The organism is Mesorhizobium sp. LNHC209A00 (assembly GCF_000502915.1).
Classification (GTDB): domain Bacteria; phylum Pseudomonadota; class Alphaproteobacteria; order Rhizobiales; family Rhizobiaceae; genus Mesorhizobium.
Map to the genome: position 1 here is coordinate 298385 of NZ_AYWT01000004.1, position 13628 is coordinate 312012.

General features: G+C 64.6%; 15 protein-coding genes. 8 read left to right on the forward strand and 7 right to left on the reverse strand.

The genetic code is table 11. The annotated features are described in order from the left end of the window. Window positions 1–26 precede the first annotated feature (26 nt). The 3 genes from X739_RS152830 to X739_RS152820 are packed head-to-tail and all read left to right on the forward strand — an operon-like array spanning window position 27 to window position 2802. Entirely contained in the window at window positions 27–1136 is a 1110-nt protein-coding gene (locus tag X739_RS152830) for an ABC transporter ATP-binding protein (protein WP_023771156.1), read from the forward strand. 35 nt (window positions 1137–1171) lie between these two features. Further along, window positions 1172–2005, forward strand: a complete 834-nt coding sequence (locus X739_RS152825) for an ABC transporter permease (RefSeq protein ID WP_245273840.1) — start codon at window positions 1172–1174, stop codon at window positions 2003–2005. Further along, window positions 2002–2802, forward strand: coding sequence for an ABC transporter permease (locus tag X739_RS152820; RefSeq protein ID WP_023771157.1), 801 nt, complete (start codon window positions 2002–2004; stop codon window positions 2800–2802). Before X739_RS152825 ends, X739_RS152820 begins: the two co-directional genes overlap by 4 nt. A 3-nt stretch (window positions 2803–2805) precedes the next feature. On the opposite strand, the gene X739_RS152815 is transcribed toward X739_RS152820, so the two are convergent. From X739_RS152815 to X739_RS152785, 7 genes are all read right to left on the reverse strand, one after another. After that, a complete protein-coding gene (locus X739_RS152815; RefSeq protein WP_023771158.1) occupies window positions 2806–4200 on the reverse strand; it encodes an FAD-binding oxidoreductase in 1395 nt (464 codons plus the stop codon). Between the two features lie 214 nt (window positions 4201–4414). Further along, window positions 4415–5674: an ABC transporter substrate-binding protein gene (locus tag X739_RS152810; RefSeq protein ID WP_023771159.1), complete on the reverse strand. Its 1260-nt coding sequence runs from the start codon at window positions 5672–5674 to the stop codon at window positions 4415–4417. A gap of 47 nt (window positions 5675–5721) precedes the next feature. After that, window positions 5722–6144, reverse strand: coding sequence for a DUF4440 domain-containing protein (locus tag X739_RS152805; protein WP_156939356.1), 423 nt, complete (start codon window positions 6142–6144; stop codon window positions 5722–5724). Window positions 6145–6149: 5 nt separating this feature from the next. Continuing rightward, window positions 6150–7205 carry an aldo/keto reductase gene (locus X739_RS152800; RefSeq protein WP_023771161.1) on the reverse strand — a complete coding sequence of 352 codons (1056 nt, stop codon included), beginning with the start codon at window positions 7203–7205 and terminating at the stop codon, window positions 6150–6152. A gap of 1 nt (window position 7206) precedes the next feature. Next, window positions 7207–7554: a TIGR04076 family protein gene (locus X739_RS152795; RefSeq protein WP_023771162.1), complete on the reverse strand. Its 348-nt coding sequence runs from the start codon at window positions 7552–7554 to the stop codon at window positions 7207–7209. 1 nt (window position 7555) lies between these two features. Next, the gene (locus X739_RS152790; RefSeq protein WP_023771163.1) at window positions 7556–8038 is read right to left on the reverse strand and encodes a DUF3830 family protein; all 483 of its coding nucleotides are present in this window, start codon (window positions 8036–8038) and stop codon (window positions 7556–7558) included. After that, on the reverse strand, window positions 8035–8769 hold the full coding sequence (locus X739_RS152785) for a GntR family transcriptional regulator (RefSeq protein ID WP_023771164.1): 735 nt from the start codon (window positions 8767–8769) through the stop codon (window positions 8035–8037). The genes X739_RS152790 and X739_RS152785 overlap by 4 nt, the downstream gene beginning before the upstream one ends. Before the next feature lie 126 nt (window positions 8770–8895). Between X739_RS152785 and X739_RS152780 the strand changes: the two genes are divergently transcribed. The 5 genes from X739_RS152780 to X739_RS152760 are packed head-to-tail and all read left to right on the forward strand — an operon-like array spanning window position 8896 to window position 13628. Continuing rightward, a complete protein-coding gene (locus X739_RS152780) occupies window positions 8896–9696 on the forward strand; it encodes an ABC transporter ATP-binding protein (protein ID WP_023771166.1) in 801 nt (266 codons plus the stop codon). Next, on the forward strand, window positions 9693–10442 hold the full coding sequence (locus tag X739_RS152775) for an ABC transporter ATP-binding protein (RefSeq protein ID WP_023771167.1): 750 nt from the start codon (window positions 9693–9695) through the stop codon (window positions 10440–10442). Before X739_RS152780 ends, X739_RS152775 begins: the two co-directional genes overlap by 4 nt. Beyond that, window positions 10439–11347, forward strand: coding sequence for a branched-chain amino acid ABC transporter permease (locus X739_RS152770; RefSeq protein ID WP_023771168.1), 909 nt, complete (start codon window positions 10439–10441; stop codon window positions 11345–11347). Before X739_RS152775 ends, X739_RS152770 begins: the two co-directional genes overlap by 4 nt. Continuing rightward, window positions 11344–12327: a branched-chain amino acid ABC transporter permease gene (locus tag X739_RS152765; RefSeq protein WP_023771169.1), complete on the forward strand. Its 984-nt coding sequence runs from the start codon at window positions 11344–11346 to the stop codon at window positions 12325–12327. Before X739_RS152770 ends, X739_RS152765 begins: the two co-directional genes overlap by 4 nt. Next, a complete protein-coding gene (locus X739_RS152760) occupies window positions 12324–13628 on the forward strand; it encodes an FAD-dependent oxidoreductase (protein WP_023771170.1) in 1305 nt (434 codons plus the stop codon). Before X739_RS152765 ends, X739_RS152760 begins: the two co-directional genes overlap by 4 nt.

Genomic DNA, 13628 nt, shown 5'->3' on the forward strand with positions numbered 1-13628 from the left:
CGCCGAACCGTATGCGAGAATACCCCATGAGCCAGAACACCGACCTCTTGACGCTGCGGTCCGTCTCGAAATCCTACGGCACGGTTCCCGTGCTGCACGACATCGACCTGTCGATCCGGGACGGTGAGTTCCTGACCGTTCTTGGGCCATCAGGCTCGGGCAAGACCACGGTCCTGCGCCTGATCGGCGGGCTTGAGCCACTGACGTCAGGCGAGATCCGGCTCGACGGCCAGGACATCAGCCGCATGCCGATCAACAAGCGGCCGTTCAACACTGTGTTCCAGGATTATGCGCTGTTCCCGCATATGACCGTCTCCGGCAATGTCGGCTATGGGCTCTCGGTGCGCCATATCAAGCGCAAGGAGATCGCCAGCCGCGTGGCGCAAGCCCTCGATCTGGTCCAGCTCGGACGTTTCGCCGAGCGCTTTCCGGCACAGCTTTCCGGCGGCCAGCGCCAGCGTGTCGCGCTCGCTCGGGCGCTGATCTGCCAGCCGCGCCTGATCTTGCTCGACGAGCCCCTGGCGGCACTCGATCTCGAATTGCGCCGGCAGATGCAGGAGTTCCTAAAATCCATCCAGCGCGAAATCAAGACCACCTTCCTGTTCGTCACCCACGACCAGGAAGAAGCGATCGGCATGGCCGACAGGATCTGCGTCATGCAGGCCGGACATATCCGCCAGCTCGGCACGCCGCATGAGCTCTACTACAAGCCGAATTGCGAATTCGTGGCGCGCTTCTTCGGCGAGAACAATCTGGTGGCTGGAAAACTCGGTCCGGTGCAAGGCGAGCAACGACCGATCGAGACGGCACTCGGACGGCTGGTCTGCTCGATCAGCGACCAGCCGCATCTGAAGATCGCGCCGGATGGCGCCGAGGCTTTCGCGGCGTTCCGCCCCGAAGCCTTGCATCTCGCGGACACCAAGGACGGCGGCAACCGCTTTTCCGGCACCATCGCCGATCTGGCCTTTGCCGGTTCATCGACCGTCGCCACGATCACGGCAGGTGCGGACAATGCCGCGCTGCGCCTGCGCCTGCGGCTGCGCATGCCGAGCCGGATCGACGGCAGTGCTCTCAAGTCAGGCGAAACGGTCTCGCTTTGCTTTGCACCGCATGAAGGCCATCTGGTGCTGGCATGAGCGCGGCTGGCTCGACATCTTCCGAGGAGCGGCGCTTGTCGCAGCTTGTCACGGCGCTGGCATTCGTCTTGCCGGTTATCTTCGTCCTCGTGCCACTGGCGATCTTCCTGGTCTACAGTTTCTTCAGCGTCGACCAGGGTACGATCGTCCATGCACCGACCCTCGGCAACTATATCAGGTTCTTCACCGATCCGATCTTTCTGCCGGTGTTCTGGAACACCATCGTGCTGTGCGTATCGGTGGCCGTCATCTGTATCCTTCTCGCCTATCCAGCTGCCTATTTCCTGACGACGCTGAAGGGGCGGTGGCGGTACGCCCTGCTGATGTTGCTGCTGGTGCCGCTGCTGATGAGCTACGTCATCAAGATCTACGCGATCCGCAGCATCCTCGGACTCAACGGCTTCCTCAACAAGGCGCTGGTGGCGCTCGGCATCCTGGATCAGCCATCGACGCTTTTCGTCTTCAACATGAACGCCATCCTTTTGACGCTGAGCCTGCTTTTGATCCCGTTCGCCATCCTGCCGATCTTCCTGTCGCTGGAGCGGATTCCGCAAACCTTGCTGCGCGCCTCGGATGACCTGGGCGCCAGCAGCCTGCAGACATTCCTGCGCATCACGTTGCCGCTCAGCCTGCCCGGCGTCGCCTCGGCGGCGAGCTTCGTCTTCGTACTGGCGATCGGCGATTTCCTGACGCCCCAGATGGTCGGCGGGATCAGCGGCTTCACCTTCGGCCGCATCCTCTACAGCCAGTTCGGCACGGCCTATAACTGGCCGTTCGGCGCCGCGCTATCGGTGGCGCTTGCGATCGTGGTGATCGCCGCCATTCTCATTGGCGAACGGTTCGGGCGCAGCCGGGGAACGTCGGTATGAGCGCGCTGCCCCGGCCTTCCACCATCTTCCTGGCCTCGATTACGACGCTGGTCGCTGTGCTGCTTTACAGCCCACTGTTCGTGCCGATCGTGTCGTCGTTCTTCACCATTTCACATGGCAATGTCGACTGGTCGTCGCCGACCCTTTCGACCTATGTGGCGCTGGCTGGAAACCATGAGATTCTGGCCGCGCTGCGCACCACGCTGATCGTCGGCGTCTGTACCGTAATCCTGTCGGTGGTCAGCGGGACGCTGCTGGCGCTCTACTATCACAGCCGCCGCTCAGGACGTTCGGTTCTGCAGTTCATCATTTTCCTGCCATTCCTGATGCCGCCTATCATAAGCGGCCTGGCGCTGCTGATCTTCTTCCGCGAGATCGGCCTCGAACGCTCGCTGCTGACGGTCGTCATCGGCCACACCGTGTTCGTGCTGGCGATCGTCTACCGCACCGTGCTGATGCGGCTGCAGTCGATGAGCCGCACGCTGGTCGAAGCCTCCTACGATCTCGGCGCCAGCGGCTGGCAGACCTTCTGGCGCATCATACTGCCGAACCTGTCGAGCGCCATGGTCGGCGGCGCCATCCTGGCTTTCGCCCTGTCGTTCGACGAGACGATGATCACCATCCTGGTCACCGGCACGCAAAGCACGCTGCCGGTCAGGCTGTGGGCGATGATGCGGCTTGGCTTCTCGCCCGACATCAACGCGCTGGTGGCGCTGATCTTGATGTTCACCGTCCTGCTCTGCGTGCTCGCCGCCCGTTTTCTCATTCCCAGGCAAATGGCGACGGAACGTAGCTGAGTTTCAGGCGGTTGGGTCAAGGTCGAAGACTCGTCCGGGATTGAGGATGTTCTTCGGATCGAGCGCCGTTTTCAGCCGCCGCATCGTGGCGACCTCGGCGTCGCTGCGCACCAGATTCAGCCACTGCTTCTTGTCGAGGCCGATGCCGTGCTCGGCCGACACGCCGCCTCCGGCCGCCGCCACGCCGCGATAGATGATACCGTAGGCCGCCGCCGGATCCACCGTCAGCACCTGATAGTGCAGGTTGCCGTCGCCGAGATGGCCGAAGACATAGATGTCGGCTCCGGGATCGACCGCGCGGATGGCGGCATCCGCTTCTTGCAGGAACGCTCCCATTCGCGCCAACGGGATGCTGATGTCGACGCCGATCAGGCCTTTCATCGAAAACAGAACGCGGTTGGCGTCCTCCCGCACATCCCACAGCGCGCGGAATTCGCGCGGCGATTGGGAGACGACAACATCGTCGACGATGCCGTCCTCGACCGCCTGCATCAAGACCTCGGCGAATCGCTCGCCGTCGCGTTCTGGCTCGCTGCCCTGGATTTCGGCCAGCACGTAGACGGGTGAGCCAGCCGGAAGCGGCGCCGGCATGGCCATGCTGGCGACCATGACGTCATAGAGCGGCGCGATATTGACCTCATAGGCGGACAAAAGCGGGCCGAGCTTTTGCCGCAGCAGCCCGAGCAGGACGATCGCGGCATCGAGCGAAGGCAGCGCGCAGAAGGCGTTCACCTCCGATGCGGGCTTGTGATGCAGCCGGAGCGCGGCGCGGGTGACGACGCCAAGCGTCCCTTCCGCGCCTATGAAGAGTTGGCCGAGGTCGTAGCCGGAATTGTCCTTGGGCAGGCCTTTGAGCGACGTCAGCACCGTGCCATCGGCAAGTACCGCCTCCAGCCCCAGCACCTGTGCCCGGTACATGCCGTAACGCAGCACGCGGATGCCGCCGGCATTGGTGGCGATGTTGCCGCCGACCGTGGCGGAGCCGCGCGCGCCGATATCGACGCCGAACATCAGCCCGGCGCCGTCTGCCGCTTCCTGCACCGATTGCAGCGTCGCGCCAGCTTCGGCGACGATGGTGGCGGCTTGACGGTCCGGGGCGGCAAGGCCGGTCATGCGCTCCAGCGACAGCACGATCTCGCCCGGCTGGACGCGCGCGCCACCGGCCAGCCCGGTGCGACCGCCCTGGACGACGACCGGCTGGCCAAGAGCGTTGCATATGGCGAGTGCCGCCGCGACACCCTCGGTATCGGGCGGGCGCAGCACTGCTTCGGGAAGCGCGCCGAGCTTGCCGTCGGGATCATCGCGGTAGCGCTGGTCCACGTCGGAGCCGGCGAGCATGCCGCCCGAGCCCAGCCTGTTGCCAAGCGCGGACAGCAGCCGTTGTGTTTCAGGCGACATCCGGATCAGCCGCCTGCGTGACAAGGCGCATCGTCAGCGTCCAACAACCGGATGGCCCGATGAGTATCCTTGTCCAGCACGCTCGCCATCCCTTGAATTGCAGCCGGCCGATCCTATTCGCGCCCGCTTGTCGTGCAAGCGATATCGACCCGCCTCAGGTGACGCCGGCATCGATCGCGATGGGCGAGATCGATGCCGGAAGTACAGCGCCGGCTTACTGAAGCTTGGCCTGCAGCGCGTTGACGTCGTCGGTGGTCATTTCACCATCGGTCGTCACCTTGCCGTCGGCGATCTTCCACAGCCGGAACGGGCCGGTGATGTCGCCAAACTTGTCGAAGGCGACGGGACCGATGACACCTTCATAGCGGATCGGCTTGCCGTCCTTGATCAGGCCGAGCGCCTTGGCGAATTCTTCCTTGCCCGCATAAATCGGCGTGCCGGCGGGATCGACCGCCTTGTACATGGCGTCCTTGATCTTGGCCGGGTCCTCGGAGCCGGCAATCGCGATGGCGAGCCCGACAATGGCTCCGGCATCATAGGAGCGGTCTGCCGCGGGATTTGACGGTTCGATACCGGAAAACGCCTTGTAGTTCTTGGTGAAATACTCCGTCGAGGCGGTCGGGCTGGTGCCTGAAGACGTGCCATAGGCGTCCTTCAGATAATCGGCCCCGACGGACTCTATGAAATCAGGGCTGTTCATGCCGTCATTGAGCAGGAATTTCTGCACGCCGCCCTGCGAGATCCAGGTGCGGGCGATGGTGGCGCCGTCGACGGGCGTGCTGACCAGGTAAAGTCCATCCGGTTCGCCACCCATCGCCGCGGTGACTTCCGAGGCGTAGCTCGACTGCTTCTCGTTGTAGGGCGTGTCGGAGACGATGGTGCCGCCGAGCGCTTTGTAGGCACGCGAGAATTCGGCCACCATGTTGACGCCGAAGTCGTTGTTGACGTGGATGATCGCCAGCTTCTTGAAACCCTTGTCGACCGCATATTTGGCGGCGGCCACGCCCTGCAGCGCGTCCGAGGTAATGGTGCGGAAGAAGATGCCGTTGGTCTTGCCGTCGCGGCCGAGTGTCGTCAGCGTCGGCGAGGACGACGCCGGCGAGACCTGGACGATCTTGGCCGGCGCGGTAACCGAGGTCAGGATCGGGATCGACACCGAGGAAATGATGCCGCCGATGATCACAGGCACTTTCTTGACCTGAACCAGCTGGGTGGCGGCATCGACCGCGATGTTGCCCTGGCTTTGGCTGTCGCGAGTATCGGTGACGAGATCGCAGCCGCGCACGCCGCCGGCTTCGTTGATGTCGCGGAAGGCCATTTCGACCGATTTGGCGCCGGCCTGCCCGTATTCACCGGCCGGACCGGTCAGTTCCATGACGAGACCGACGGTGATCTTGCAGTCGGCGGCCTGGGCGGCACCCGCCATCGTCACGAGAGCAAGTGCCGTGGTGAGCTGGAGTATCGTCTTTCTCATTGTTGTTCCCCTTGAGTTACACGAACTGATTTGACGTCTGGAAAGTCTCAGTGTTCCGGCACCTGCAGCCAGGTTTCATGCAGATGCCGCCATTGGACGCCGTTGGGCGCCGATGAACTGGTGGTGAAGACCGCGCTCGACCGGCGGCGGCTGTGCTTGCCCGCGCGCAGCTGCGCCTCGACATAGAGGACGACGATGGTATCGCCATCCTGCCAGCCGGGCTTGATGTCCTCGATCGAAATGGCAAAGCCGTCGTCGCAAGTGGCGCGGCTGGAGCGCACATGGTCGATCACGGCATCGCGGTCGAGGATCTGGCCGCCTGGTGCGATCATGGTCAGGCCTTCGCCCATGACGGCTTCGAAGCGGCCGAAATCCACCTTGTCGGCGCGCGAGGCGACGAACCAGTCGACGAAAAAGCGATGCAGGGCGACGACTTCGGTGCTGGCCTGCGAAAACAACCTATCGTCCATGGTTTTCATATCCGGCCCGCGTTGAGATTGTAGTGCATGATAGAGCCGTGGCGGCCGTGGCGGTCGCGCTCCAGCGTGTAGACGTCTCCCTCAAGGCCGTTGCTCCTGGCTATCACGGCTGCAATCCGCGCACGGTCATCAGCGTCGAGTACGACATCCATGATTTTGGCGTTGGCCAGCGCGTGCGCCTGGTTGCGGGCACCGACGATGACCGCGGCGACTCGCGGCTGCTCCAGCACCCAGGCGCTGGCGATGGTGGCGATGTCGACGGCGTGGCGGTCGCCCACCGCCTTCAGTGCGCGAAGCAGTTGCTGGAACAGGTCCCAGCCGCCGAAATCGTCGATGATCAGCTTATATTTGACCAGCGAGCGGTTTTCGAGCGGCGTGCCGGGTTCGGCGACATCAAGCCATTTGTCGCTGAGAAAGCCGCCGGCCACAGAACCGTAGCAGAGGAAGCTGACGCCGTTTTCCTCCGCAAGCGCGGCGAGGCTGTTCGCCGGACGCTGGTCGAGCACCGAATATTGCAGCTGCTGGCTGACCAGTGGGATGCCAGCTGACAGGATTTCGGCAAGCCGGGGCGTATCGAAATTGGTGGTGCCGAGATTGCGCAGCTTGCCCTCGCGCCGAAGCTCGTTGAGCCAACCCATCGCCTCGACATAGCGCGGCTGCGCATAATCCCACCAGTGAAACTGCACGAGGTCGAGCCGCTCGGTCTTAAGCCTGCGCAGCGACTGGTCGACGATGCCCCTGATATAGTCGCGGCTGATCGTAGCGAGCCGTTCAAGGTCGGGCACGAGCTTGGTGTGCACCTTCATTTTGGCCGCTGCAGCGAGACCGCGCTCATTGGCCAGCCGCAAGCGCGCGGCGCCGATCAATTCCTCGACGCCGGTGTAGATGTCGGCGCAGTCATAAGTCCAGATGCCGGCATCGAAAGTGACGATCAGGTCGCTCACGGCCTGGCTGCGATCGATAGCGCCATGGCCGCCGGCCAGTTGCCAGCCACCGCGTATGACGCGCGAAATCGCGTAGCCCGGACTGAGCTCGAATGTCTTGGCGGTCATGTCAGGTCATTCCCTTCGGCAGCGGCACGGCCGTGGTTTCGGCATGGCTGAACCGCCGCTTGGCCAGCCTGACGATCCTTAGCCGACTGGCGCAGTTGGGATCGGGACAGGCGATCTCGGCGTCGGAGGTCATCCAGTCATTCGGGTGGGTCGGACGCTGCTTCGCCGCCAGCAGCGGCAGCACCGCCGAGATCGAATAGATCGAAAAGCCCTGCCCCGCCGGCATCGACAGCATCTCGCCCTTGAGTTCGAAATAGTCGCCGGCCCTGGCGCCGCAATAGATCGGCTTGCCCTGCGGAATGACCGCCTCGACGCGGAGATCGAAGAGTTCGAAACTGTCGTCAGCCATTTCAGGCCTCCACCAGGCTGAAGGTGATGTCGCAGGCGCCGTTGCGGCGGATAATGCCGCAGGCAGCCGCGAATTGATCGCGCTCCTTGGGCTTCACCTGCGCGACGACGCTGCCGGCCAGCCAGCCGATCGGGAACAGCAGACGCGCGCCCTGCCCGTAGAACAGGCCGATGTCGAAGATCGCGTTGGGATTGCCGCCCCACATGCGCGGCGGCACGTAAGACAACACGATGTCGCCCGGCTGCGGCGTCAGGGTCGCGTTCTCCGCCGGCAGCGGCCGGGCATAGGCCTGCCCCTCGAGATCGACTGATGGAACCGGACAGGAGATCTCAGGTCCCGTCCACATGGCGTGAATGGCGGGGACGACACGTGGCGTGGCGACATAGGCTGTGAGAAAGGCCGCGTTCTCCGGCGCCCTTTCCGGCAGCAGCAGCGCAGTGACGGAAAGCTTGGAGCGCGGCTCGCTGATCCTGATGGAGGTCATATCTGGCCTTTCGCGGCGGCGGATTGCAGCTTGCTGCGCAGGAAGGTGAAGGGCCGGCTGATGTCGGCGACCAGCGCTTCGCGCGCCGCCCGAGCATCCTGCTTGGCCAGCGCCTCGACAATGCGGCGGTGATACTGGGCGGTGTCGACCTCGCCGGCTTCCGAGAAGGCGTAGATGGCGACGCGGATGCATGGACCTGATTGCAGCCACAGGCTCTCGATCATCGGGATCAAAACGGCCGAGCCGCAGGAGCGATAGATCTCGAAGTGAAAGCTCTGGTTGAGCGTCACTTCGCGGTCGACATCCTTCTTGTGTTTCAGCGCCCGCATCTCGTCCCATTCGCCGAGAATGGTTTCGATGGTGGTGATCTGGCGCGGCCCCATGCGGACGGCGGCCAGCGCGATCGCCTCGCCCTCGATCAGGATACGGGCTCGCAAGAGATCGTCGAGGCGCTCCAGCGTGATTGGCGGCACCCGCACCGAACGGTTGGGCAGCGCCTCCAGCGCCTTTTCCGTGATCAGCCGGCCAAGCGCCTCACGCACCGGCATGGTCGAAGTGACCAGCGCATCGGCCAGACCGCGGATGGTCAGCACCTGGCTTGGCTCGAACAGGCCGCCTATCAAGGCCCGACGCAGCTCGGAATAGACTCGATCCTGCACCGTCTCGCGGCCCACCGGCGCGAGCTGGGCCGCGATCGCCTCGTTGTTTTTTTCGATGGCAGCCTTTTGCATGGAATTCCGTACTCGGCGGGTTTTCGGCTTGCGGATGAAATTAAAGCCGAATAGCGTGATCAAAGCAAGTGTGATCACAAATCATAATCAGAAGACGGCAAGGACCGTCTTCGGCCAGAGGGTTTGATGAGCGAGGCAGCGGAAAGGCAGGGGAAGGAGACCCGTGTCCCGGTTCTGACGGCAAGCAACGTCGTCAGGCGGTTCGGCGGCCTTGTCGCCGTCAACGATGTCTCGTTTCATGTCAAAGCGGGCGAAATCCTTGGCCTGATCGGACCCAACGGCGCCGGCAAGACGACCATGTTCGACCTGCTGGCTGGCAGCATCCTGCCCACCAGCGGCGACATCCTTCTCAACGGCACGCGCGTCTCAGGCGAAGCCGCTCACCTGCGCATCGGCCGCGGCCTTGGCCGCACCTTCCAGATCCCGCGCCCCCTGCCCAATCTGACGCTGATCGAAAACATCATGCTCGCGGCACAGGGCCAGGCCGGCGAAAAGCTGCTGGCTAACTTCCTCACGCCGTGGCGAGTGGCCGCACAGGAAAAAGCCGCCCGGACGAAAGCCCTCGACCTGCTGGAACTCGTCACCCTCAGCCATCTCGCCCATGAGCCGGCGCGCGTGCTGTCCGGCGGCCAGCGCAAGCTGCTCGAACTCGCCCGGGTCATGATGGCCGACCCGGCGATCATCCTGCTTGACGAACCTGCCGCCGGCGTCAACGCGACGCTGCTCGAAGTCATCATCGACCGCATCCGCGACATCAACGTGCGCGGCATCACCTTCCTGCTGATCGAGCACAACATCGACATGGTGACGCGGCTCTGTCACCGCGTCCTTGTCATGGCGAGCGGCCAACTGCTGAGCGAAGGCACGGCAGAAGAGGTCGCGCGCGACCCGCGCGTCATCGATGCCTATCTCGGAGGCACCGCATGAGCGAGACCGTCCTCGATGTACGCGACCTCGAAGCCGGCTATGAGCCCGGCGTGCCGATCGTGCGCGGCGCCTCGATCACCGTCGACAGAGGCGAGATCGTCGTCGTACTCGGCCCCAACGGCGCTGGCAAGTCGAGCCTGATCAAGGCGATCGCCGGCCTCGTGCCGATCACCGGCGGCACGGTGCTGCTGGACGGCAGGGATATCACCGCCGCGCCGGCCCACACCATGGTGCGGCTTGGCCTCGCCTTCGTACCGCAGACCGAGAACATCTTTCCGCTGATGTCGGTGGAGGACAATCTCAAGGTGTCCTGCGGCATCCTCGAGCGGCGCGACATCCCGGTCCGCATCGAGGAAATGTACGCCGCCTTCCCCGACCTTGGCCGCCAGCGCCGCACCGCCGCCGGCAATCTGTCGGGAGGCCAGCGGCAGATGCTTGCCGTGGCGCGGGCGTTGATCGTCCATCCCAAGGTGCTGGTGCTGGACGAGCCGTCCGCCGGCCTGTCGCCGAAGTTCGTCGCGATGGTATTCGAGATGCTGGCCGGCATCCGCAAGTCCGGAGTCACCATCCTTTTGGTTGAGCAGAACGCCAAGGCAGCGCTTGCCATCGGCGACCGCGCCTATGTGCTGGCTGAAGGCAAGGACCGGCACGAGGGCATAGCCTCCGAATTGTGGAACGACCCTGTCGTCGCCGAACTCTATCTTGGCCAGCGCCCTTCTCACACAGGCAAGGGAGGCGCGGGATGAGCCTGCAATTCATCGTCGACGGATTGCTGACGGGCTCGATGATCGGCCTCGGCGCCATCGGCGTGACGCTCACCTATTCGATCCTGCGCTTCTCCAACTTCGCCCATGGCGACTTCATGGCCTGGGGCACCTATGCGACGCTGGCCGTGGTCAGTGCCATCGGTGCGATGTTCGGCAAGGTGGCGCCGATCGGACCGCTGTCCTTCGGCTGGCCGCTTCTAGTCGCCCTGATCGTCGGCATGGCATTCACCGCCTTGCTCGCACTGCTGCTCGACAAGATCCTGTTTTCGCGGCTGCGCTCGCAAGGCCAGGCGATCATCGTGGTGATGGCGAGCTTCGGCGCCTCGATGGCGCTACGCAGCCTGCTCGAATTCACCTTCACCTCACGGCCGACCTACTTCAGCCGGGCGATCCAGATCGCCATGCCGGTCGGCTTCGGCATCCGCATCACGCCCGACCAGATCGCGTTGCTCGTGTTGACCGCCATACTCGTGCTCGGCGTGCATCTGTTGATGACGCGCACGCAGACTGGCCGCGCAATGCAGGCCTTGAGCCAGAACGCGGCACTGGCCCGCGTCGTTGGGATCGACGTCGCCAGCGTGGTGCGGGTGACGTGGATCATCGGCGGCGCGCTCGCCTGCGTGGCTGGCGTGATGATCGGCATCCTGGTGCAGATCCGCCCGTTCATGGGCTTCGACATGCTGCTGCCGATGTTCGCCGCCGCCATCCTCGGCGGCATCGGCAGCATCCCGGGCGCGGTGCTCGGCGGCCTGATCATCGGTCTCGCCGAAGCCGGCGCGGTGCAGTTGATCGGCGCCGAATGGCGCGCCGCCGTGTCCTTCGTCATCCTGATGGCTGTGCTGTTCGTGCGGCCGATCGGCCTTTTCGGAGTTCGGGAAAGATGATCGATCTGGTTGGCTACGGCGCCTTCTTCCTGACCACGGCGCTGATCTTCTCGCTGGTCACGCTGGGGCTCAACCTGCAATGGGGCCTGACCGGCCTGTTCAATGTCGGCCTGGCGGGCTTCGTCGCCATCGGCGCCTACACCTCGGCGCTGCTGACGACACCGGACGATCCCGCGCGGCTCGGCGGCTTCGGCCTGCCCATCCTCGCCGGCTGGGTGGGTGCCATGGTCGTTGGCGGCATTGCGGCCGCGCTTACCGGCATGGCGACATTGCGTCTTAGATCCGACTATCTGGCGATCACCACCTTCGGCGTGGCCGTCGTCGTGCAATTGGTCGCACTCAACGCGCAGAAACTGACCGGCGGCCCCTTCGGCATCGGCTTCATCCCGCGCCCCTTCGGCGGCCTTGCGGAGACGCCGCTGCTGTTCAACCTGTCGAACCTTGCGGTCGTCTGCGCTGTGACGCTGATTGCCTATCTCGCCTTGGAGCACCTGTCGCGCAGTCCGTGGGGCCGTGTCCTGAAAGCGCTGCGGGAGGACGAGTGGGCCGCGATTTCTCTCGGCAAGAGCGCGCGCTTCTACCGCGTCCAGGCGTTTGCCGTCGGCGGCGCCATCATGGCGCTGGCCGGCGCGCTGCAAGCGCATTTCACCGGCTTCATCGCGCCGGACAATTACCTGCCGATCCTCACCTTTCAGGTCTGGGTGATGCTGATCGTCGGGGGCTCGGGCAGCAATCTCGGCGCGGTCATCGGCAGTGTCCTGGTCTGGGGGATTTGGGCCGGATCGGGCACGCTGACCAGCGTGTTCTTCCCGCCCGAGCAGCAGGCGCGCGCCGCCTCGCTGCAGATCGTCGCCATCGGCGTGATGCTCTGCGTGATCCTGCTGATGCGGCCGAACGGATTGTTCGGCGACAGGCCCCCGCGGACGCGCTTTGGCAAGCGCAGGCGGATCGCCACGGACAAGAGCAGTTCCGGTTCATGAATGCCTCGGTCCGGCAGGGTGCGAACGGCATTTCGCTCTGGCATGCCATCAGCCGCGAGCGCCGCAAGCGGCCGGTGCTGCAAGGCAGGCTCGACGTCGACCTCGCCATTGTCGGCGGTGGATTTTCCGGTCTGTCGACCGCGCTGCACGCCGCCGAAAAAGGCATCTCGGTCGCTGTGCTCGAAGCCGAGATCATCGCCTGGGGCGCGACCGGCAGGAATGCCGGTTTCGTGGTGCCGAACTTCGCCAGGATGGATCCAGACAGCATCCTCGCGCATCTCGGCGCCGAGCGCGGCGAACGCCTCATCGATTTTGCCGCCGGCAGTGCCGACCACGTCTTCGACTTGATCCGGCGGCACGGCATCGACTGCGACGCGGTGCAGAACGGATGGATCCAGCCGGCGCACTCGCCGGCGGCCCTGGAGAAGGTCAGATCCCGCGCGGACCAATGGGCGCGGCGCGGCCGGCCTGTCGTCACCCTGGATCGGCAAGAGGTCGAGGCGCTGACCGGCGCGCGCGGCTATGTCGGGGGCTGGATGGATCGCTCCGGCGGCGTGCTCAATCCCGTCGCCTATGCGCTGGGGCTGGCCGATGGGGCGGAGAAGGCCGGCGCGAAGATTTTCGAGCACACGCCGGTCGCCTCGATCGATCGCGTCGCCGATGGTTGGGCACTTCAAACACGGTTGGGCTTGGTACGCGCGGCCAAGGTGCTGGTCGCTACCAACGCCTATGGCGGCTCCCTCGATCCGTTGCTGGGGCGAACTTATATTCCCCTGAAGGTCTTCCAGATCGCAACCGCGCCCCTGCCGCATGAAATCCGCACGCGTCTGCTGCCTGGCGGACAAGGCGTCGGCGACACCAGGCGCAATCTCTTCACCTTCCGCTTCGACGCCGACAACCGGCTGATCAGCGGCGGCATGCATATTCTTGGTGCCGGCGCCGATACGCGCGTGCGCCAAACAATCTGGCGACGGCTCGGCCGGCGCCTCGACCTGCCTGATCTGCCCCCCCTTGCATATGGCTGGTCGGGGATGGCGGCGGTCGAATCGGATTTCCTGCCGCATCTCCTGGACCTCGGACCCGGGCTGATCGCCGGTCGCGCCTGCAATGGACGCGGCATTGCCATGACCACGGCGATGGGCAAGGTGCTGGCCGACTGGGCCGCTGGAGCCGGAGCGCGTGATTTGCCGGTGCCCTTCGCACCGCCGGCGCCAATTCCGTTCCATGCCCTGCTGCGGCACGCGCCCAACATGCTGCTCGGCTGGAGCATCCTGCGCGACCGGATGGACGAGACGGCATAG

Excerpts from the sequence above, each read along its gene's own strand:
- X739_RS152830 (WP_023771156.1), top strand. The coding sequence starts at position 27 with ATGAGCCAGAACACCGACCTCTTGACGCTGCGGTCCGTCTCGAAATCC.
- X739_RS152820 (WP_023771157.1), top strand. The coding sequence starts at position 2,002 with ATGAGCGCGCTGCCCCGGCCTTCCACCATCTTCCTGGCCTCGATTACG.
- X739_RS152815 (WP_023771158.1), bottom strand. The coding sequence starts at position 4,200 with ATGTCGCCTGAAACACAACGGCTGCTGTCCGCGCTTGGCAACAGGCTG.
- X739_RS152810 (WP_023771159.1), bottom strand. The coding sequence starts at position 5,674 with ATGAGAAAGACGATACTCCAGCTCACCACGGCACTTGCTCTCGTGACG.
- X739_RS152805 (WP_156939356.1), bottom strand. The coding sequence starts at position 6,144 with ATGGACGATAGGTTGTTTTCGCAGGCCAGCACCGAAGTCGTCGCCCTG.
- X739_RS152800 (WP_023771161.1), bottom strand. The coding sequence starts at position 7,205 with ATGACCGCCAAGACATTCGAGCTCAGTCCGGGCTACGCGATTTCGCGC.
- X739_RS152795 (WP_023771162.1), bottom strand. The coding sequence starts at position 7,554 with ATGGCTGACGACAGTTTCGAACTCTTCGATCTCCGCGTCGAGGCGGTC.
- X739_RS152790 (WP_023771163.1), bottom strand. The coding sequence starts at position 8,038 with ATGACCTCCATCAGGATCAGCGAGCCGCGCTCCAAGCTTTCCGTCACT.
- X739_RS152785 (WP_023771164.1), bottom strand. The coding sequence starts at position 8,769 with ATGCAAAAGGCTGCCATCGAAAAAAACAACGAGGCGATCGCGGCCCAG.
- X739_RS152780 (WP_023771166.1), top strand. The coding sequence starts at position 8,896 with ATGAGCGAGGCAGCGGAAAGGCAGGGGAAGGAGACCCGTGTCCCGGTT.
- X739_RS152775 (WP_023771167.1), top strand. The coding sequence starts at position 9,693 with ATGAGCGAGACCGTCCTCGATGTACGCGACCTCGAAGCCGGCTATGAG.
- X739_RS152770 (WP_023771168.1), top strand. The coding sequence starts at position 10,439 with ATGAGCCTGCAATTCATCGTCGACGGATTGCTGACGGGCTCGATGATC.
- X739_RS152765 (WP_023771169.1), top strand. The coding sequence starts at position 11,344 with ATGATCGATCTGGTTGGCTACGGCGCCTTCTTCCTGACCACGGCGCTG.
- X739_RS152760 (WP_023771170.1), top strand. The coding sequence starts at position 12,324 with ATGAATGCCTCGGTCCGGCAGGGTGCGAACGGCATTTCGCTCTGGCAT.